This is a genomic window from Paracoccus sp. M683, assembly GCF_007096355.1.
Lineage (GTDB): Bacteria > Pseudomonadota > Alphaproteobacteria > Rhodobacterales > Rhodobacteraceae > Paracoccus.
In genome coordinates this window covers 93,832-113,425 of the sequence record NZ_VKDF01000004.1, presented here as the reverse complement: position 1 = coordinate 113,425, position 19,594 = coordinate 93,832, and the positions used below count along the sequence as shown (strand labels likewise).

The window sequence follows — 19,594 nt, the reverse complement described above, 5'->3', positions numbered from 1 at the left end:
GATGAACATGCAGCCCGCCCACCTGACCCTGCCGCAGCCGCTGAACCTGATCGGCAACCACTGGGTTCCGGCGCGGGCTGGCCGGTCGATGCCCGTCATCTCGCCCATCGACGGAGAGGTTTTTGCCAGTATCGCCGAAAGCGATGCCAGCGATGTGGATGCCGCCATCACCGCCGCGCGCCAAGCCTTCGAGACCGGCGACTGGTCGCGCCTGACCGCGGCCGAGCGCGGCCGGCTGCTGATGCGATATGGCCGCCTGATCGAGGCCCATGCCGAGGCGCTGGCCCAGCTGGAAAGCCGCGACAACGGCAAGCCCATCAGGCAGGCCCGCGCCGACATGATCGCGACGGCGCGCTATTTCGAATATTACGGCGGCGCGGCGGACAAGGTGCATGGCGAGGTGCTGCCCTTTCTCAACGGCTATGACGTGACGGTGCACCGCGAACCTTACGGCGTGGTTGGCGCGATCATTCCCTGGAACTACCCGGCGCAGATCTATGGCCGGACAGTGGCCGCCGCGCTGGCCATGGGCAACACGATGGTGCTGAAACCGGCCGAAGATGCCTGCCTGTCGGTGCTGCGGCTGGCAGAGCTGGCGGTCGAGGCGGGTTTTCCGGCTGGCGCGCTGAACATCGTGACGGGGCGCGGCGATGTGGCGGGCAAGGCGCTGTCGGAACATCGCGGCATCGACTTCATCACCTTCACCGGCTCGCCCGAGGTCGGCGTCATGATCCAGGTGGCGGCGGCGCGGAACTTCATCCCCTGCACGCTGGAGCTGGGCGGCAAGTCCCCGCAGATCGTCTTTGACGATGCCGATCTGGATGCGGCCATGCCCTATCTGGTCAATGCCATCGTCCAGAATGGCGGGCAGACCTGTTCCGCCGGCAGCCGGGTGCTGGTGCAGCGCGGCATCTTCGATGCGGTGGCCGCACGGCTGGCGGAACGGTTCGCGGCAGTTACGGCCTCGGCCTCGGACGAGGATGCGGTGCTTGGGCCGCTGATCTCGGCCCGGCAGAAGAAGCGGGTCGAAACCTATATCGCCGAGGCCGACGCTCCGGTCATTGGCAGGGGCCAGATCGCGGCCGACACGCCGGGGGGCGGCTTCTATGTCGCGCCGGTGGTCTTTGGCCCGGTCGATCCGGCCTCGAAACTGGCCCAGGAAGAGGTGTTCGGCCCGGTTCTGGCGGTCATCCCCTTCGATGACGAGGCGCAGGCGATCCGCATCGCCAACGGCACCGAATACGGGCTGGTCGCCGCCGTCTGGACCCGCGATGGCGGACGACAGGCGCGGGTGGCCAAGGCAATGCGCTGCGGGCAGGTCTTTATCAACGGCTATGGCGCGGGCGGCGGGGTGGAACTGCCCTTTGGCGGGGTGCGCAAATCCGGCCATGGCCGCGAAAAGGGCTTTGCCGCGCTGTATGAATTTTCGCAGATCAAGACTGTCGTGAACAATCACGGCTAAGGGAGGCATATTGATGAGACTACAGGGAAAAACCGCGCTGGTGACGGGTGCGGCATCGGGCTTTGGCAAGGGCATCGCGGAAACCTATGCGCGCGAGGGCGCGCGTGTGGCCGTGGTTGACCTGAACGAGGCAGGCGCGCAGGCGGTCGCCGCCGAACTGGGGGGCGGCGCGATTGCGGTGGGTTGCGACGTGTCAAAAGGCGATCAGGTCGCAGCCGCCGTGCAGGCCACGCGCGATGCCTTCGGCCGGCTGGATATCGTCGTCAACAATGCCGGCTGGACCAATCCCAACCGTCCGCTGATGGAAACGGACGAAGAGACCTTTCGCAAGATCTATGACATCAACGTCTTGTCGATCTTTCACATGACCAAGACCTGCGTGCCGGTCTGGCGTGAACAGGGCGCGGGGGTGATGATCAATATCGGCTCGACCGCCGGGATCCGGCCGCGCCCGGGGCTGACCTGGTATAATTCGTCCAAGGGGGCAGTGAACCTGATGACCCGGTCCCTGGCGGTCGAGCTGGCGCCTGACAATATCCGCGTGAACTGCATCGCGCCGGTCATGGGTGTCACCGGCCTGCTGGAACAGTTCATGGGCGTGCCGGACACGCCTGAAAACCGGGCGAAATTCGTCTCGACCATCCCGATGGGTCGCCTGTCCCAGCCCCGCGACATTGCCAATGCGGCGCTGTATCTGGCGTCGGACGAGGCCGATTTCATCACCGGCGTCGTGCTGGAGGTCGATGGCGGCCGGACGATCTGAGACCGGACCAGCGCAAAATACCTGCGTTGAAAGCGATCATGCGGGCCGGCGGCGCAGCCGGCCCCTGCCCCTTCAGAATGCCTTGAAGGTCATCGTCGTCAGCGTCCGGCTGATCCCGTCGATATCGAACAGGTTTTCGGCCAGATAGCGACCGACATCCTCGTCCTCGGGAATATAAACCTTGGCGATCAGGTCATAATCGCCGCTGGTCGAGTAAAGCTCGCTGACGACTTCGCGGTCATAGATGGCATCGGCGACCTCATAGGTCTTGCCGGGGGCACAGCGGAACTGGACGAAGACGGGGCGCATCGGAAACCTCTGCCTGACGGTGGTGGTGGCAGGTTAGCCCGCAGCGACCTGCCGGGTCCAGCCCCCGCGCGCCAGACCGTGATAGAACCGCCAGTACATCAGACCGGCGGCCACGGTCAGCCCGGCGAGAAGCCCGACCCACAAGCCCGGCGCACCCATGCCGAAGGTAAAGGCGCACAGATAGCTGGTGGTCAAACCAACCGCCCAATAGCCGACAAAGGCCAGATACAGCGGCACCCTTGTATCCTGCACGCCACGTAGCAGGCCCTGCAAGATGACCTGCATCGCATCGGCAATCTGGAACATGGCGGCCCAGATCATCAGCCCGACGGCAACCGTCAGAATTGCGCCGCTGGCCGGGTTGGCCTCGTCCAGATACAGCCGCACCAATGACTCGGGCCACAGCACGAATATCACGATCACCACCGCAGCGAAGGTCAGCGACAGCAGGATCACCGCCGCGGCCACCCGCCGCAGCGCGTCGAAGTCGCGGCGGCCAAAAGCCTCGCCCGCGCGGATCGTCGCGGCATTGGACAGCCCCAGATGCACCATAAAGGCGATGCTGGTGATCTGCAGCGCGATGCCATGGGCGGCCAGTTCGGTCGTGCCGATCCAGCCCATCATCACATTGCTGCCGGCAAACAGCGCCACCTCGGCCACCACGGCCAGTCCGATCGGAAGGCCCAGCCGCAGCACGCTGAAGAAGAACGGCCAGTCGGGTCGCCAGAACCGCTGCATCAGGCGATAGCGCCGGGCCTCGGGCAGCCACAGCGCATAGGCCAGCAGACCGGCCAGCTGCACCGCATTCACCGTCAGGCTGGCAATCGCCGACCCCGCCACACCCAAATCCGGCGCGCCCAGATTGCCAAAGATGAACATCCAGTTCAGCAGCACGTTCAGCGGCACGCCAGCCAGGGTGATCCACATCACCGCATTGGGCCGGCCAAGCGCCGACAGATAGGAGTTGATGACCATCCCCGCCAGCACCAGCGGCATGGCAGGCATCATGATCCGCAGATAATCCTGCGCAAGGATGGAAAGCTGCGGGTCCTGCCCCAGCAGGATCAGGATCTTGCCCGACCACCACATCAAGGGCGCCATGATCAGCCCATGCAGGATCGACAGCCACAGCGCCATGCGGGTGACCCGGCGCACCTCGACATCATCGCCGCGCGCCCGCGCGCCGGCGATCAGCCCCGAGCCACCGATGGAATAGCCCCCGCCCAGCAAAAACAGCAGCATGAACAACGAACTGGCCAGCACCAGCGCGGCCAGGGCCTCGACCCCGTACCAGCCGACCATGACCGTATCGGTCACGCCAATGGCCATGCGCGCGACATGACTGCCGATCATCGGCAGTCCAAGCGCCATCGTGGCGATCAATTCAGGGCGCAGGCGTGCAAGGTTCATCATCCGCCCATATCTGCACAGAATGCAGGCAGCAAGCGACGATCCGGGTCTATTGGCAAATGCTTGCCGCGCCGTGCGGCTTCTGCGATAGACACAGCCGAACGATCCTGCCCGCGATCACGGAGCCGCCATGACCTTTCGCGCCCGCCATCTGCTTGGCATCGAACATCTGAACCCGCAGGACATCACCACGCTTCTGGATCTGTCCGAGAATTACGTGCAGCTGAACCAGCGCACGGTAAAGCATTCCGACACGTTGGCCGGAATGACCCAGATCAACATGTTCTTCGAGAACTCGACCCGCACCCAGTCCAGCTTCGAGCTGGCGGGCAAGCGTTTGGGGGCCGATGTGATGAACATGTCGATGCAGACCAGCAGCGTGAAAAAGGGCGAGACGCTGATCGACACCGCGCTGACGCTGAACGCAATGCATCCCGATCTGCTGATCGTGCGGCACCCCCATTCCGGCGCGGTCAACCTGCTGGCCGAAAAGGTGAATTGCGCGGTGATCAACGCGGGCGATGGCCGCCATGAACACCCGACCCAGGCCCTGCTGGACGCGCTGACGATTCGCCGCAGCAAGGGGCGTCTGCATCGCCTGACCGTTGCCATCTGCGGCGATATCGCCCACAGCCGGGTGGCGCGGTCGAACCTGATCCTGCTGGGCAAGATGGAAAACCGGCTGCGCCTGATCGGGCCACGCACGCTGATGCCCGCTGGCGTCGCCGATCTGGGCTGCGAGGTCTATGAGGACATGCGCGAGGGGCTGCGCGACGCCGATGTCGTGATGATGCTGCGGCTTCAGCGGGAACGGATGGATGGCGGGTTTATCCCCTCGGAACGCGAATACTTCCACCGTTGGGGGCTGGATGCCGAAAAGCTGGCCCTGGCGAAACCCGATGCCATCGTCATGCATCCGGGCCCGATGAACCGGGGCGTGGAAATCGACGGCACCATCGCCGATGACATCAACCGCAGCGTCATTCAGGACCAGGTCGAGATGGGCGTTGCGGTCCGCATGGCGGCGATGGACCTGCTGGCGCAGAACCTGCGCGCCGAACGCGGCCGCGCCCTGGCCGGGCCGGGCTTGTGGGGATGACCGGGATGGTGAATGCCGAGTTGCAACCGGGGGAAACCGTGCTGGGCATCTATCGCACGACCACCGCCGCGATCCTGCGCGCGGCGGCCGTGGCAACGGCCATGTTCGCCGTGGTCATGGCTGTGATCCGCGCATCCGAGGACCAGTTCGGCATGCCGGGCTATCTGGGTTCGGTCCTGGTGTTCGGCGCCTTCATGGCGGGGGCTGGCTGGCTGATGGACCGCGACCGCGAATGGGTGGTCACAGATCGCCGGATCGTCGGACCGCGCGGGCACACGCTGGACATCAACCCGGACCTGCGGGTGCGGCGGCTGATCTATGGGCTGCGGCTGCGCCAGAGGGGCAAACCGATGATGACCATCCGCGCCGTGCCCGATATCGGCGAAATGGCGGTGCGCATCCGCAATGCCACCTTCGCCAGCATGGCTAAAGACGACACGAGGGGCGCATGATCCTGCACTTTACCAATGCCCGGCTGATCGACCCCGAGGCGCAGACCGACAGCCTCGGCTCGCTGACCGTCGAGAACGGTCAGATTGCGTCCCGCGACGGCGACATTGCCAAGGGGGCCGAGATCATCGACTGCGCCGGGAAATGCCTGGCACCGGGCATCGTCGACTGGGGCGTAAAGATCGGAGAGCCGGGCGAACGGCACAAGGAAAGCTTCCGCAGTGCCGGGCTGGCGGCGGCGGCGGGCGGTGTGACCACGATGATCGTGCGGCCCGACACCCTGCCCCCCATCGACACGCCCGAGGATCTGGAATTCGTCACCCGCCGCGCCGCCGATGCGCCGGTGAACATTCGCCACATGGCGGCGCTGACCAAGGCACGCGAAGGGCGCGAGATGGTCGAGATCGGTTTTCTGACCGATCTGGGCGCCGTCGCCTTTACCGATGGCGTGCGGGTCGTGGCCGACAGCAAGCTGCTGGGCCGCTGCATGAGCTATGCCAAGGGGCTGGGCGCCCTGATCGTCGGCCATCCGCAGGATCCCGGCCTGTCAAAGGGCGCGGCGGCGACCAGCGGCAAATTCGCCAGCCTTTACGGGATTCCCGCCGTATCCCCCATGGCCGAGGTCATGGGGCTGGACCGCGACCTTGCGCTGGTGGCCATGACCGGCTGCCGCTGGCATGCAGACCAGATCACCGTCGCAGCCGCCCTGCCCGCCCTGCGCCGCGCGCGGGCCTCGGGTCTGGATGTGACGGCGGGCACCTCGATCCACCACCTGACGCTGAACGAATTCGATGTGGGCGACTATCGGACCTTCTTCCGCTTTACCCCGCCCTTGCGGTCGGAAGATGACCGGCTGGCCATGGTGCAGGCCGTGGCCGATGGCGAGATCGACGTCATCGCCAGCTTCCACACCCCGCAGGACGAGGAATCCAAGCGCCTGCCCTTTGAGGTTGCAGCGCCCGGCGCCGTGGGCCTGCAAACCCTGCTGCCGGCGGCGATGCGGCTGTATCATGCAGGCGCGCTGACTTTGCCGGAACTGTGGCGGGCCATGTCGCTGAACCCGGCCGCCCGTCTTGGCCTTCCGGCCGGCCGACTGGCCGAGGGCGCCCCCGCCGATCTGGTGCTGTTCGACCCCGACGCCCCTTTCGTGATGGACCGCTTTGGCCTGTTGTCGAAATCGAAGAATACCCCCTTTGACGGCGCCCGGATGCAAGGCAAGGTGATGGGCAGTTGGGTCGCGGGCAAAAGGGTGTTCGGATGATTGCGCTTCTCTGGGCCGTTATCGGTTATCTGCTGGGTTCGATCCCCTTTGGCCTGGTGATCGCCCGCGCCCTGGGGCTGGGCGACCTGCGCCAGATCGGGTCGGGCAATATCGGCACCACCAATGTGCTGCGAACCGGCAACAAACCCGCAGCGGCAGCCACCCTGTTGCTGGATGCAGGCAAGGGCGCCATCGCGGTGCTGCTGGCGCGTTATTTCGCCGGTGAAACGGCAGCCATCCTCGCCGGAGGCGCCGCCTTTCTGGGCCATTGCTTTCCGGTCTGGCTGGGCTTCAAGGGCGGCAAGGGCGTCGCCACTTTTCTGGGCACGCTGATCGCGCTGGACTGGCGGCTTGGGCTGATCGCCTGCGCCACCTGGCTGGTCGTGGCGTTGATTGCGCGCATCAGCTCTCTTTCCGCGCTGATTGCGGCGGCGCTGTCGCCGATCGTTGCCTGGATGCTGGGCCGGACTGAACTGATCCTTGTCGCGCTGTTCATGGCCGCACTGATCTTTGTCCGCCACAAGGCGAATATCAGCCGGCTGCTGGACGGGACCGAACCCCGAATCGGCGGCCGGAAATAGATCCGGCCGCCGCTCCGGGGGCCATTCATCGAACATCCATCGCTGCCGGTTCAAAAGCCTGTGATCTGACCGCGAAGGTCAGGCCACGGGCAGCCGATGCTTCTGCGCCTGCGGCGTGCCCGGACGAACCGCCGTGGCCACGCTGCGCACAGGCACCTCGACCACCTGGAAACGACCATCGGCATTGCCACAGACCGGGCCAAGCGGCCTGGCCGGCCAGCTAAGCTTGCGCGCCATCCGCAGGAATGCGGGCGATCCGAGGAACAGGCAACTGGTCGCCTCTTGCTGCAACAGGAACTGGTTCACCTCTTCCAGCACATGTTCGGTCAGGGCGCGCGGGCCGTTCACGATCATCCGCGTCAGCTCCCAGGTCTGCGCATCCGAAGGCGGCAGTTCATCGCACAGATTGTCGGGCAGCCCCGGCAGATGGCCCAGGCACGCATCCCGAATCATATAGGAATATTGCAGGCTGCCATGCCCGCTGAAGTGGTCGGCACGCCGCAGACGCGCGCCGCCGACCACTTCATTCCCCTTCAGGCAGATCACATAGGTCGTATCAAGCGAATCATACTGTTCAAACTCCACCTCTTCGGCGTAGAACAGCGGCCATTCCAGCCTGTCGACAAAGACCTGCTTGCGCAGTTTCAGGTACTCGTTAACAAGATACCAGGAAGAAATTCCGTCCGGCAGCCGGACAATCTTAACACTATATTCCGGTGGCAGATCCGGATTGAGTTTCCATTCAGTTGGGAAGCGGTTCTCGAACAGCATGGTTGGGCAGTTCCTTCGTTGCACCTATAAAAAGCCTCACACCCTCTGCCGTAACCGCCCAGACACCCCATTCACGGAGCTCTATGGTGACGGGGTTGTCGCTTTCGCGAACCTCGAACATCAAAAGCAGGTTCCTTACCATATCAATGGTAAAATCTGCCTTCGCGACTAGCGGCAAGTAGCCAGCGGTCACCCTGTCAGATATGGAATCCATAACCCCCCCAATGGTCCGCCAATCCTCTGCGGTGAATGCAACGTATCCGAAGCAATTTACGATTGACAGAACCCTAGCCAATTAGACAGTCTGATTGGTCAGACCCCCACCAAATAGCCGGCACGAACGGACAAATTACATGCTAGAGACCATCATTCCGAACCATGAAGACGAGTTGACCGAGATCGCCGAGCTTGCGCCGACCGGATATATCATGGGTTTCGGACTGCGATTCGGTCGTCCCGACCTGATCATCAACCGCTATCCGGCGCGCTGGACCCAGAAATACGAGGAAGACAACTATTTCTTCCGCGACCCACTGGCGGTCTGGACCATGGCGCGGATCGGCAAGACCCGCTGGTCCGAGGTCACGATCCCCGACCCGTTCGACGTGATGACCGAGGCGGCGAAATTCGGGCTGCGCTATGGGGCCACCTTCGTGGCAAAGGTTGACCGGAAACGGTCCTTCATGTCGCTGGCCCGCCCCGACCGCGAATTTACCGATGCCGAGATGGCGATGCTCAGCGTCAAGCTGGATCTGTGGGCACATCTGTTCGCCCGCAGCCATGTCGCCCTGTCAGACAAGGAAATCGAGGCCTTGCGCCTGATGCGCGACGGCATGACCCATACGGATGCCAGCGAAAAGCTGAACATCAGCGTCTCGGCGCTGAAGCTGCGCCTTTCAGGTGCGCAAAAGAAGCTTGGCTGCCGGAACACGATGACGGCGGTGGTCAAGGCGGTGCGCGACGGGCTGATCTAATCCGTCAACTGCCGTGCGGGGCCCTGGCATCACATGCGGCAAATCTGGGGGGGTAAATGGTGCCCGGAGACGGATTTGAACCGCCGACACGCGGATTTTCAATCCGCTGCTCTACCAACTGAGCTATCCGGGCCATCGGCCTTGCGACCTTGGGTGTCGGGTGTTTACGGGCGCGGCGCGGCGCTGTCCAGACCCGAAATCGACAAAACGTCAGTTGCCATCGCGATCGTCGTCATCGCCCTGGCCGGGCACATCAGCCGGAGGCCCCGGAATGACGTAATCGCCCCGCAACCACCGCGCCAGATCGACATCGGCGCAGCGACGTGAACAGAAAGGGCGATAGGCCGCGACACTGGCCTTGCCACAGATCGGACATTTGCTCATCGCGCGGCCTTCCCGGCAGCCGCCGCCAGCATGGCCAGCGGCGCACGGTCTCGTTTTCGGCTGATTTCGTACAGCCCCATCTTGGTCCAGCCGACCAGAACGGTTTCGGCTGATTCGCCCCTGAAGGCGGCTGTCAGGATCTGATCCAGCGTCGCGCGGTCCCGTTTCGGCATCGGCGCGAAATCGACCACCACCTGCCCGCCCAGACCTCGCAGACGCAGTTGACGCGGCAAATCACGCGCAAGGGCGATGTTGGCCTTCAGCCCCGCCGCCGGCGACATGTCGCGGCCGGTGTTCACATCAACCGCCAGCAAGGCGCGCGTTGGCTGAATCGCGGCAGAGGCGCCGCCGGGCAAGGCGACCTGAGACCGCAGCAGGTCGTCAATCATCTGATCCACACCAAGCTGCTCAAAGGCAGCCGCACCCTCGTCGACCTGATCGGGCGCGGGTTCCGCCCAGTCGATCCAGGCAGCCTCGTGCGGGCTTGGCGGATCAAGCAGCAGTTCGGGCTGGCCGGCTTCCTCGGCCAGAATACCGGCAGCAAGGGTGATCAGCTGCCCCAACTCGGCCTGAACCTGATGATCATCTGACAGGGCAGCCGCGCTGCGCAGGATCAGCCCGCAATCCTGCGGCAGACCGGCGGCATCGGCGATCAATGCCTGGCCAATCGCCGTCAGCACCGCGCGCGTCTGATCGTCGCGAATGCTGCGAGAGACGTTCACCCCCGGCCGACCTGGCGTCAGGATTCCGAAACGGCCGCGAAACAGCAGTCGCGATGTCACGGGAATCGCCTTGCCTTCGTCGGCGACGCCGGCCACCTGGACCAGAATCGGCTGCCCCTCGCGCAGCCCGCTGCGATCGCGCAGATAGCCGCGGGCCCCGTCGGGCAGACGCAGAAAGACCCCGCCCTGCCCCTTGACCAGCCGATCGACGACACCGCGGCAGATGGCCCCCGGTGCCAGCGGCGTCAGCGCGCTGCTGTCCGCGATGAGGTCGATCAGCTGACCGTCCTGAATCAGCGCGGCGGCCTCGTTTCCGAACAGTTTTCCCAGAACGATCTGACGACCCTTCATGTCCTGCCTCCGATAATGCCGATGGCAGCCAGCATCGCCGCCGTCTCGGACAGCGGCAGGCCGACCACGGCGGAATAGCTGCCCTGAATCCAGGGGATGAACGCAGAAGCCGGGCCCTGGATCGCATAGCCGCCCGCCTTGCCGCGCCAGTCTTCCGTCGCCAGATATCGTGCAAGCGCCGGCGCGTCGATCACTCGCATCTTCACAGTGGTCTCGACCAGCCTTACCCGGCATCCGGCATGGTCGCGCAATGCCACCGCAGTCAGAACCAGATGACGCCGGCCCGACATCAGCCGCATGAAAGCGCCAGCCTCGACCTGGTCTTCGGGTTTGCCCAGGATGCGGCGACCAACAGCGACCGTGGTATCAGCGCACAGCACTGCCTCGGCCGGACCAAGCGTCACCGCCGCAGCCTTTTCGGCAGCCATGCGGTACACATAGTCGCGCGGTTTTTCACCGTCATGCGGCGTTTCATCAATATCGGCCGGACGAATCGCGTCCGGTCGGATACCGATCTGCGCCAGCAGCTCCAGCCGCCTGGGGCTAGCGGATCCCAGAACAAGACGCGGTGCGCCCTGCCCTGCGGCAAGGCCGCCCGTTTGCACAGGATCAGGCATTTCGCCCCTATTTGAAGCGATAGTTGATGCGTCCCTTGGTCAGGTCATAGGTGTTCATTTCCACCTGAACCTTGTCCCCAGCCAGAACACGAATGCGGTTCTTCCGCATTTTTCCTGCCATATGCGCAATGATCTCATGGCCATTTTCAAGCTCGACCCGGAACGTCGCATTCGGCAGGAGTTCCTTCACGACGCCTGGAAATTCGAGCATTTCTTCCTTGGCCATGGTCACTCCGTCTTGATTTTCCCCCGACTCTGCGAGGCCGCTGTTACATGCGGCGGAAACGGGTCTTTTACAAGGGGGAAGCGTCGTCTCAGCCGGATATGGCCGCTTTCTGTTGCGAAGCAACCGTCATTGCACCATCAACAGCGCCCGAATCACCTGCCTGTGGATCGCGGAAGCCGTCGGGATCCTTCAGATCGGCCATCGGCGGCTCGGCCGCATTTCTCGGCGAGAAAGGGGCGGCATTGACCTGCTGGCGTGCCGATCCGGTTTCCCCCATCCCAGGGGCCGGCTGACGCATGGCCGTGTCGTTTGCGCCTTCCGTCTCGGCGCTGGCCTCTGGGGGGGCGCCTGCATCACGCAGCCGAATGGCGTGATAGCCGTCCGCCTCGCCCAGCTTGCCCGTCGCCAGAACCTGTCCCAATCGGGTCTCAAGGCGCGTATCGGACAGATCGAGCCGGGGCAGAGGCAGAAGCTGCCCGGCTTTCAGGCCCCGCAGATCGCCCAACGTCATCATGCGGCGACACAAGACCCCCACCACCTCGACCGGGGCGTCCTGCACCGGGCGGGCCAAGGCGCCATCGGCCCGAGCCGTGGCGCCTTCTTCGGTGACACCTCTCCCGTTCCGCGCCCCCTGCCCTGACGGACGCGGGGCGGCATCGGGCGGGGTGCCCGCCTGACGGTCGGGCCGGGTGGGGCCACCGGACGGCGGCAGGGCCGCAACGGCCTGATTCTGTGGTAATGCAACAAAGATCTGCCCCTCGCGCTCGGGGTTTTGGCCGAAGCGCAGGCGATAGCGCAGGCTGCGATAGGGGCTGTCATCCAGCATCAGCAGCAAGGGGCGCTGGTCGTCCAGAAAACTGGCATAGCGGAAGCCGCCGAAGGTCTCGAACCCGTCGACCTGGGTAATTTCCTGGCCCAGCTGCTCTAGCAGCTTGTTCACGAAATCGGCGCAGATAATGGCATCACTGCGCGTTGCGCGACGTGCCTCGACCGGGCGCGCGGTCAACCGGCCCAGGGTCTGCATCTCGATCAGGGCCGTCATCAGGTCGGGGCAAATGGCGACCACGCCGATGGCATCACCCGCGCCTTCAACCACCGACAGCAAGGCGGGCTGCGGCAGCAGTTCGGCCATTTCGGCCAGAGTTATGGCGGCAGGTTGCAGTTCCAGCGTGCTGACAGGCAGTTGATACAGCTGGTCCATCGCACGGGCGACGGCGGTAATGGCGGCGCGCCTGGCCGTCACGGGTTGAGGACGCGGCAAGGCTTGGGCGGCACCATGATCCAACCGGGCCTGATCGCGTGCCAGCAGCAGCCGTCGCAACACGCCCTGCCCCCCGCCTTCGTCCTGTAGCCTGCCCGCGTCCATTTCCGTCATTCCGCCCGAATCCTGACCTGCCTTTCGGGCAGCATCACCCAGACAGGTTTAGATTTCGTTTATGACGCCTCATTCATTCCAATCACCGCCCCCGCCACACGCATTCGGCGCATCCGCGCTTGCCGAGGGCTTCAACGGCGGCCGGTGCGGCAGGCTGACGCGGAAGGCGGCCCCACCCTGCCCCGGCAGATAGGTGATGTCACCGCCAAGCGCCGTCATGATCTCGCGGCAAATGGCCAGCCCCAGCCCGGCCCCGCCCGCCCGCATCGGATCGTTCAGCCGGGCGAATTTCTCGAAGATCAGCGCCTGACGGTCCGGGTCTATGCCAGAACCGTTGTCGATGATGTCGATCTCGGTGCTGCGATCAGGCCGGCGGCGGACATGGACCCACAGCTCGGGTCGGGGGGCGTCGCAATATTTGCGGGCATTGCTGATGATGTTGATCAGCACCTGCAACAGCCGGTCTGTGTCAGTGATCACCGCAACATGTTCAGTCGGCAGGTCACGGTGGATGACGAAATTGCGCCCCGTGCCGGTGGCCGAGGCCGCATTCACTGCCCGGTCGACCAGATCATGCAGATTGGCCACCGCAACATTCAGCCGGACGCCGCCACTTTCCAGCACCGACAGGTCCAGCAGGTCGTCCAGCAGCCGGGTCAGGCGGCCTGCCTCGTCATGAATGATCCCGGCGAAACGGGTGCGGTCGGCCTCGGGCAGGTCGGGCAGCTTCAACAGCTCGGAGAAAGCCCGGATCGAGGTCATCGGCGTGCGCAGCTCGTGGCTGACCTGGCCGAGAAAGCTGTCCTTCTGAACCGACAGTTCGGTCAGCTTTTCATTGGCCTCGCGCAATTGGCGGGCGGTGCGGGCCAATTCGGCGCGGGCGGTTTCCAGACGGCGGGCTTCCTCCTTGGCGCGGCTGGCCTCGCCGGCGACCTCCATCAGGTCGGCCACGCTCAGCCCGGTTCCGCCGCCAACCCGGCCGATCATCGCATGGGCCGTAGCTGTGCCCACAGACCCGGCAAGCCTGCGTTCCAGACGGGTCAGAAAGCGCGGCGTCAGGTCGGGCAGAAAGCCGGACTTGCCTTGTGCCACAGCCTCGGCCTGAAAGAAGCGCAGCGCCGGATCCGCGCCCCAGATGCGACGCGACATGGCCAGCAGCGATTCGGCGCTTCGCGCCGTGTCGCCGCCGGCGCGGTCCGGCCCCTCGGGTTCGACGGCCAGAACGAAGGACAAGCCCTGCAACCGCTCTACCGGATCGGGAAAGCTGACCAGCGACAGCGTCAGGAAGGCAAGCGTATTCGCCCCAAGCGACAGCACGATCGACCCTGCCAGAGGGTCGACGCCCTGCGGAAAGCCGGGCGTGGCGCCGATGCCCACCGACGGCAGGAAGATCAGCACCATCCACAGCACCAGCCCGGTCCCCACCCCGGCATAGGCGCCGATCCGCGTGGCCCCGCGCCACAGCAGCCCCCCCAGCATGGCCGGAAAGACCTGCGCCATCCCGGTAAAGGCGACCAGCCCCATCGCTGCCAGCGCAGCCGACCCGCCCGATGCCTGATGATAGACCCAGCCGCCGCCAACCACGGCAAGGATCGCCAGTCGGCGTGCGTTCAGCACAAAGCGGCCCAGATCCTCGGCATCATCGCCATCCGGCCTGCGGCGCAGCCACAGCCACAGCGGCACAAGCCAATGGTTCGAGATCATCGTCGCCAGCGCGATCGCGCTCATCACCACCATCGAGGTGGCGGCGGAAAATCCGCCCAGAAAGACCAGCAGGGCCAGCATGTTCTGGCCCTGCGACAAGGGCAGGCTGAGAACGAACAGATCAGGGTTAGAGCCAGCCGGCAGCAACTCGCGGCCAACCACCGCAATGGGCAGCACAAACAGCGACATCGCGAACAGATAGGTCGGGAAGGCCCAACCCGCCATGCGCAGCCGCTCGGCATCGGCGGCCTCGACCACCATGACCTGAAACATGCGCGGCAGGGTGATGACGGCGATCCCCGAGACGACGATCAGCGCCGTCCAGCGATCAGGTTTCAGCAGCCAGCCCTGCACCAGCGCGGGATCCTCGGCGGTGGCTTTGGCGATGCGGCCGACAACATCGGTGGGACCGTCGGCCAGACCCCAGACGACAAAGACGCCAAGCGCAAGAAAGGCGATCAGCTTGACCACGGCCTCCAGCGCGATGGCGGTGACGACGCCGTGGTGGCGTTCGTCCGCCGCCAGGTTGCGCGTGCCGAACAGGATGGTGAACAGGGCCAGCCCCGCCGCCACCCACAGCGCAGTTCCGCCTTGGGCGACGGGGTCGGCCTCTTGCGTGAAGGCACGAAAGGACAGGCTGACCGATTGCAGCTGCAAGGCGATATAGGGCGTGGCGGCGGTCACGGCGATCAGGGTGATCAGCGCGGCCAGCGGGTTCGACTTGCCAAAGCGGGCCGAGATCAGGTCGGCCACCGATGTGACATGGTGCATGCGCGCCACCCGGACCAGCCGCCGCAACCCCCACCAGGCACCGGCAAAGACCACCGTAGGCCCCAGATAGATCGTGGCAAATTCCAGCCCCGACCGGGTGGCGTAACCGACCGCGCCAAAAAAGGTCCAGGCCGAGCAATAGACCGACAGCGACAGCGTATAGACCGCCGGGTGATCCAGCCACTTCACCCGCCCGCGCAGCGCCGCGCGATCAGCCGCGAAGGCCACAATGAACATCAGGACGACATAGCCCAGGCAGGTCGCCACCAGAACATCAACGGCCATCTACCGCCCCGCGCTTTCAGAGCGGCCTCGGCCAGCGCCCGCACCCTCGCCCGGATCGTCACCATCCGCGCCGCCATCCTGCCCGGCAGACTGGGCCGATGGATCGGCCGTGCCCATGGCCGCAAACAGACCGGCAGTCAGCGCGATCAGCCCGGCCCACAGGCCGAACAGCCACAGCGCGCCGCCGGTCAGGCTGACCACGGCCGGCACCCACCACACCGGCAGCAGGATCAGCACCAGCGCCAGGACCGGCAGAATGCGGGCGACATCGCTCAGCCGTCGCCGGCGATAGGACGAGCGCTCCAGGAACAAGGGCTGATGTCGCGCCATCGCGCCGCCTTTTTTGGCTAGTGCATCAGGCGCCCGACCAGCGCCCGAAGCTCGTCATTGGCAAAGGGCTTGGCCAGGCCCGCATCGGCGCCGCAGGCCGCCGCCGTGCCCACAGCATCGCCATGCGCGGTCAAAAGCAGAACGGCGGTCCGGGCCAGCAGCGGATCGGGAAGCGCACGCAGGTCGGCCAGAATCTCGCTGCCCGAGCGGTTGGGCAGCATCAGGTCCAGCACCACCAGCCGCGGTCGCTGCGCCCGGATGCTGTCCACGGCCTCGCCGCCATCGCGGATCACGGCGACCTGCCAGCCCTCGCGCGTCAGGATAAAGCGCACCGCCTCGGCGATGCTGTGGTCGTCCTCGATCAGCAGGATGTCGGTCTGATCGCCCAAGCCGGTTTTCCTTTCGTCGTCCCGGTCCGTCCTGCCACATATTGCGCGGCACCGGCCCGGCCTGTCAAAGCCGATTACGCCGGCGCAAGGATCGAAGGTTCGCGCCGTGCGGGACAGCCATCGCGCGGACAGATCCGGCAGCTGGGCCCCACGCGCAGAACCGCATCATGGGCCGGATCGGGGCCGGCGGGCAGAATCAGCATCTGCGCCGCGCTGAGAACCGGCCCGTCCAGCCCCGCCGGCTGGATCCGGGTGGCAAAGCTGAACGTATCGAAACGCGCGCCGCCCGGCATTTCCACCCGCAACCGAATGGCCGCCTGAGGATTGATCAGCGCCCGGAACAACGGCCACAGCGCACAGGCATCGCCTTGCCGCGGCAGGGCAAACCCCTGCGCCGCCCGGCGCAGCACCATGACGCCCGCCCCGTCGCAAACCAGCAATCCGGCGCCCTCGTATCCCCTTGGCCGCAGCGCCGCCAACCTGCGCATCACCAGATCCAGCGGCCGGCCCAGCATCTGCGCCACGGCCAGAGGATCCGGCGCCCCGGAAGCGGCGCGGGCCAGATCGGCATCGGGCAGCGCCGCGCGTTCAGCCGCCATACGTTCCAGATGCGCCCGCGCCAGATCACGCGCCGCGTCTGATGCCAGATCGGTCGCCTGATCCAGCGGCGGACTGCCGGCGGTCATCCAGGCCTCGACCTCGTCTTGCGGGGTCAGGAAGGTGCTGTCAGCCTCGAAACTGTCCAGATAGGCGACCAGCGCCTGCGCCGTGGTCGACAGACGCTGACTGTCATGGTCAAGATTGGCAAAGAACCGTTCACGCCAGGCGGGGGTCAATCCTTCATCGCCTTCCGCAAGGATCGCGGCGGTCGAGCGCAGCGCCGTCACCGCCGACAGCACCTCGTGCAGCGTGGCCAGCAGATAGGGATCCTGCGTCATCCGTTCCGACAGTGAAACCAGCCGCAAGGACAGCGCCCGGTTCTGCGCGGCCGCAGCGACCAGCGCATCGGCCCAACCGGGAAAGCGGGCGGCAAATTCGGCCGTCTGTTCCAGTTCCGGCAGGCCCGTGCCAAGCCGGCCGTCCAGCGCGGCCACGGCTTCGCGCAGGGCGGCCAGACGCGCCTCTTCCCGGCCGGATTCCAGTTCGGCCGCAGGCACCTCCAGCGCCACGGCCAGCCGGGCGACCAGCGCGTCGCCCACCGGGCGGCGGTTATGTTCGATCAGGTTCAGATAGGCGGCCGAGATGCCCGCCGCCTGCGCCACATCAGCCTGCTTGCGCGCCAAAGCCAGCCGCCTTTCGCGGATGCGGGTGCCGGTCAGGACATGGGTGGGGCTGCGCTTGGTCATGGCGGCGATGAAAGCCCGGCCGGGGCCCTGACGCAAGAGCGGCCTTGCGGACCGCCCGCGCCGAAAGGACCGTCAGGCCCGGCGCATGGCGTTCATGCCCAGCACGCGGGCGCGTTTACGCGGATCGGCATCGAACAGCGCGGCAAGCTGTTCGGTCATCGCGCCGGCCAGTTGCTCGACATCGGTGATCGTCACCGCGCGGTCGTAATAGCGGGTGACATCATGGCCGATGCCGATGGCAAGAAGCTCGACCTGCTTCCTGCGCTCGACCATGGCGATCACATCGCGCAGGTGCTTTTCCAGATAGTTCGCCGGATTCACCGACAGGGTGCTGTCATCGACCGGCGCACCATCCGAGATCACCATCAGGATCTTGCGCACCTCGGGCCGGCGGATCAGCCGGCGATGCGCCCATTCCAGGGCCTCGCCGTCGATGTTTTCCTTCAGCAAGCCTTCCTTCATCATCAGCCCCAGATTGGGGCGGACGCGACGCCAGGGCGCGTCGGCACCTTTGTAGATGATGTGGCGCAGGTCGTTCAGCCGGCCGGGTTGGGCCGGTCGGCCCTGTTTCAGCCATTCCTCGCGCGCCTGCCCGCCCTTCCATGCGCGGGTGGTGAAGCCGAGGATCTCGACCTTGACGCTGATGCGTTCCAGCGTGCGGGCCATGACATCGGCACAGATGGCCGCGATGGAAATCGGGCGCCCGCGCATCGAGCCGGAATTGTCGATCAGCAGGGTCACCACCGTGTCGCGGAACTCGGTGTCCTTCTCGACCTTGAAGGAAAGCGGCGTCGTCGGGTTGGCCACCACGCGGGCCAGACGACCGGCATCCAGAACGCCCTCTTCCTTGTCAAACTCCCAGCTGCGATTCTGCTGCGCCTGAAGACGGCGTTGCAGCTTGTTGGCAAGACGGCTGACGGCGCCGCGCAGCGGTTCTAGCTGCTTGTCCAGATAGGCGCGCAGGCGTTCCAGTTCTGCCGGCTCGGCCAGATCCTCGGCCTTGATCTCTTCGTCCCAGGCCTGGGTAAAGACCTTGTAATCGGCGCTGGCCTCGCTGACGGGCGGCGGGATGTCGGGCGGGGATTCGGCCTCGGGCATCTCGGCTTCGTCGGACAGTTCGTCATCGGACTGGTCATCCATGCTGACCTGGGCCTGGCGTTCGTCCTGCTGCTGTTCCTGGCTGCGTTCGGGCGAGGATTCGGCGTCGTCGCTGTCATCCTGTTCGCGCGACTGGTTGTCGCCGGCCTCTTCGTCCTGTTCGGCGTTTTCCTCGGCCTCGTCATCCTCGGGCTGATCGGGATCGTCGCCCAGTTGGTCACCATAGCCCAGATCGCTGATGATCCGGCGCGAGAGCCGCGCGAAAGAGGCCTGATCGGCCAGCGCATCCTGCACGTTTTCCAGCGTCGTCCCGGCCTGCTGTTCCACGAAGGGGCGCCACAGTTCCGCGACATGATCGGCCCCGGCGGGCAGCTTGCGCCCCGTGGCGGCCTGACGGACCAGCAAACCCGCCGCAACCGACAGCGGCGCATCAGCGGGGGCCTTGATCTGGGCATAGCCCTTTTTCTCGGCATCGGCCGCGATGCGCGCGTCGATATTTGACAGCGCGCCGGGCATGTCGCGGGCGCCCAAAGCCTCGACCCGCGCGGTTTCCAGCGCTTCATACAGTTCGCGCGCCATCGGGCCGGCAGGTGCGAATTTCACATGCGTCGCCGGGTCGTGATGGCGCAGCCGCATGGCCAGCGCATCGGCAGTGCCGCGCGCCAGCAAAACCTCGTCCCGCGTCATCCGCCTGCTGACCTGCGGCAGGCGCATCTGGTCGCCCGTCACGCCCGACGGGTCGGCGGTGAAGGTCACGTTCAGCTCGGCATCATCGGCCAGGGCACGGGTGGCCTCGGTCAGGGCCTTTTTGAACGGATCGGCGGGGTTGTCGGATTTTTTCATGGCTTCCATAGAACACCACCCGCGCGCCAGAGCAAGAGCCGCCCGCATTGCGCAAGGCTGCACAGCCGTCTGT

The 19,594-nt window shown here is 65.5% G+C and carries 20 protein-coding genes and 1 tRNA gene; 7 read left to right on the top strand and 14 right to left on the bottom strand.

Annotation, left to right across the window (positions count from 1 at the left end; all coding sequences use genetic code 11):
* The first annotated feature begins 7 nt into the window (after positions 1-7).
* A complete protein-coding gene (locus tag FNJ84_RS07240; RefSeq protein WP_143793010.1) occupies positions 8-1,462 on the top strand; it encodes an aldehyde dehydrogenase family protein in 1,455 nt (484 codons plus the stop codon).
* A 13-nt stretch (positions 1,463-1,475) separates the two neighbouring features.
* Positions 1,476-2,225, top strand: coding sequence for an SDR family oxidoreductase (locus FNJ84_RS07235; RefSeq protein WP_143792351.1), 750 nt, complete (start codon positions 1,476-1,478; stop codon positions 2,223-2,225).
* A 72-nt stretch (positions 2,226-2,297) separates the two neighbouring features.
* Here FNJ84_RS07235 and FNJ84_RS07230 read toward each other — a convergent pair whose 3' ends face one another.
* Together FNJ84_RS07230 and FNJ84_RS07225 are read right to left on the bottom strand one after the other, a co-directional pair.
* The gene (locus FNJ84_RS07230; RefSeq protein ID WP_143792350.1) at positions 2,298-2,534 is read right to left on the bottom strand and encodes an Lrp/AsnC ligand binding domain-containing protein; all 237 of its coding nucleotides are present in this window, start codon (positions 2,532-2,534) and stop codon (positions 2,298-2,300) included.
* A gap of 33 nt (positions 2,535-2,567) precedes the next feature.
* Positions 2,568-3,944 (bottom strand): MATE family efflux transporter, encoded by a 1,377-nt coding sequence (locus FNJ84_RS07225; protein WP_143792349.1) that lies wholly within the window; start codon positions 3,942-3,944, stop codon positions 2,568-2,570.
* A 130-nt stretch (positions 3,945-4,074) separates the two neighbouring features.
* Here FNJ84_RS07225 and FNJ84_RS07220 point away from each other — a divergent pair, with 130 nt between their 5' ends.
* Genes FNJ84_RS07220 through plsY form a run of 4 tightly spaced genes read left to right on the top strand, consistent with a single transcriptional unit; the run spans position 4,075 to position 7,335 of the window.
* The gene (locus FNJ84_RS07220) at positions 4,075-5,043 is read left to right on the top strand and encodes an aspartate carbamoyltransferase catalytic subunit (protein ID WP_143792348.1); all 969 of its coding nucleotides are present in this window, start codon (positions 4,075-4,077) and stop codon (positions 5,041-5,043) included.
* Positions 5,040-5,495 carry a hypothetical protein gene (locus FNJ84_RS07215; protein WP_143792347.1) on the top strand — a complete coding sequence of 152 codons (456 nt, stop codon included), beginning with the start codon at positions 5,040-5,042 and terminating at the stop codon, positions 5,493-5,495. The genes FNJ84_RS07220 and FNJ84_RS07215 overlap by 4 nt, the downstream gene beginning before the upstream one ends.
* Positions 5,492-6,754 (top strand): dihydroorotase, encoded by a 1,263-nt coding sequence (gene pyrC, locus FNJ84_RS07210; RefSeq protein ID WP_143792346.1) that lies wholly within the window; start codon positions 5,492-5,494, stop codon positions 6,752-6,754. Before FNJ84_RS07215 ends, pyrC begins: the two co-directional genes overlap by 4 nt.
* Positions 6,751-7,335, top strand: a complete 585-nt coding sequence (plsY, locus tag FNJ84_RS07205; protein WP_143792345.1) for a glycerol-3-phosphate 1-O-acyltransferase PlsY — start codon at positions 6,751-6,753, stop codon at positions 7,333-7,335. The genes pyrC and plsY overlap by 4 nt, the downstream gene beginning before the upstream one ends.
* A gap of 78 nt (positions 7,336-7,413) precedes the next feature.
* Here the strand turns inward: plsY and FNJ84_RS07200 are convergent, their stop codons facing one another.
* Entirely contained in the window at positions 7,414-8,106 is a 693-nt protein-coding gene (locus tag FNJ84_RS07200; protein WP_143792344.1) for an acyl-homoserine-lactone synthase, read from the bottom strand.
* Between the two features lie 353 nt (positions 8,107-8,459).
* Here FNJ84_RS07200 and FNJ84_RS07195 point away from each other — a divergent pair, with 353 nt between their 5' ends.
* Positions 8,460-9,080 carry an autoinducer binding domain-containing protein gene (locus FNJ84_RS07195; RefSeq protein WP_143792343.1) on the top strand — a complete coding sequence of 207 codons (621 nt, stop codon included), beginning with the start codon at positions 8,460-8,462 and terminating at the stop codon, positions 9,078-9,080.
* 57 nt (positions 9,081-9,137) lie between these two features.
* Here FNJ84_RS07195 and FNJ84_RS07190 read toward each other — a convergent pair.
* The 11 genes from FNJ84_RS07190 to cobT form a co-directional block, all read right to left on the bottom strand.
* Positions 9,138-9,213 (bottom strand) — tRNA-Phe (locus tag FNJ84_RS07190).
* Positions 9,214-9,290: 77 nt separating this feature from the next.
* Positions 9,291-9,464, bottom strand: coding sequence for a DNA gyrase inhibitor YacG (locus tag FNJ84_RS07185; protein ID WP_143792342.1), 174 nt, complete (start codon positions 9,462-9,464; stop codon positions 9,291-9,293).
* Complete coding sequence (locus FNJ84_RS07180; protein WP_143792341.1) at positions 9,461-10,537, bottom strand: ribonuclease E/G; 1,077 nt, start codon at positions 10,535-10,537, stop codon at positions 9,461-9,463. Before FNJ84_RS07180 ends, FNJ84_RS07185 begins: the two co-directional genes overlap by 4 nt.
* Positions 10,534-11,154, bottom strand: a complete 621-nt coding sequence (locus FNJ84_RS07175) for a nucleoside triphosphate pyrophosphatase (RefSeq protein ID WP_143792340.1) — start codon at positions 11,152-11,154, stop codon at positions 10,534-10,536. Before FNJ84_RS07175 ends, FNJ84_RS07180 begins: the two co-directional genes overlap by 4 nt.
* A gap of 7 nt (positions 11,155-11,161) precedes the next feature.
* A complete protein-coding gene (gene infA, locus FNJ84_RS07170) occupies positions 11,162-11,380 on the bottom strand; it encodes a translation initiation factor IF-1 (RefSeq protein ID WP_010397442.1) in 219 nt (72 codons plus the stop codon).
* 88 nt (positions 11,381-11,468) lie between these two features.
* A complete protein-coding gene (locus tag FNJ84_RS07165; RefSeq protein ID WP_143792339.1) occupies positions 11,469-12,755 on the bottom strand; it encodes a FliM/FliN family flagellar motor C-terminal domain-containing protein in 1,287 nt (428 codons plus the stop codon).
* 69 nt (positions 12,756-12,824) lie between these two features.
* Entirely contained in the window at positions 12,825-15,515 is a 2,691-nt protein-coding gene (locus FNJ84_RS07160) for an ATP-binding protein (RefSeq protein ID WP_143792338.1), read from the bottom strand.
* Positions 15,516-15,845 carry a hypothetical protein gene (locus FNJ84_RS21945; protein ID WP_185968449.1) on the bottom strand — a complete coding sequence of 110 codons (330 nt, stop codon included), beginning with the start codon at positions 15,843-15,845 and terminating at the stop codon, positions 15,516-15,518.
* 17 nt (positions 15,846-15,862) lie between these two features.
* The gene (locus FNJ84_RS07150; RefSeq protein WP_143792337.1) at positions 15,863-16,234 is read right to left on the bottom strand and encodes a response regulator transcription factor; all 372 of its coding nucleotides are present in this window, start codon (positions 16,232-16,234) and stop codon (positions 15,863-15,865) included.
* A gap of 74 nt (positions 16,235-16,308) precedes the next feature.
* Positions 16,309-17,580 (bottom strand): XRE family transcriptional regulator, encoded by a 1,272-nt coding sequence (locus tag FNJ84_RS07145; protein ID WP_143792336.1) that lies wholly within the window; start codon positions 17,578-17,580, stop codon positions 16,309-16,311.
* Positions 17,581-17,652: 72 nt separating this feature from the next.
* The gene (gene cobT, locus FNJ84_RS07140; RefSeq protein WP_143792335.1) at positions 17,653-19,521 is read right to left on the bottom strand and encodes a cobaltochelatase subunit CobT; all 1,869 of its coding nucleotides are present in this window, start codon (positions 19,519-19,521) and stop codon (positions 17,653-17,655) included.
* Positions 19,522-19,594 lie beyond the last annotated feature (73 nt).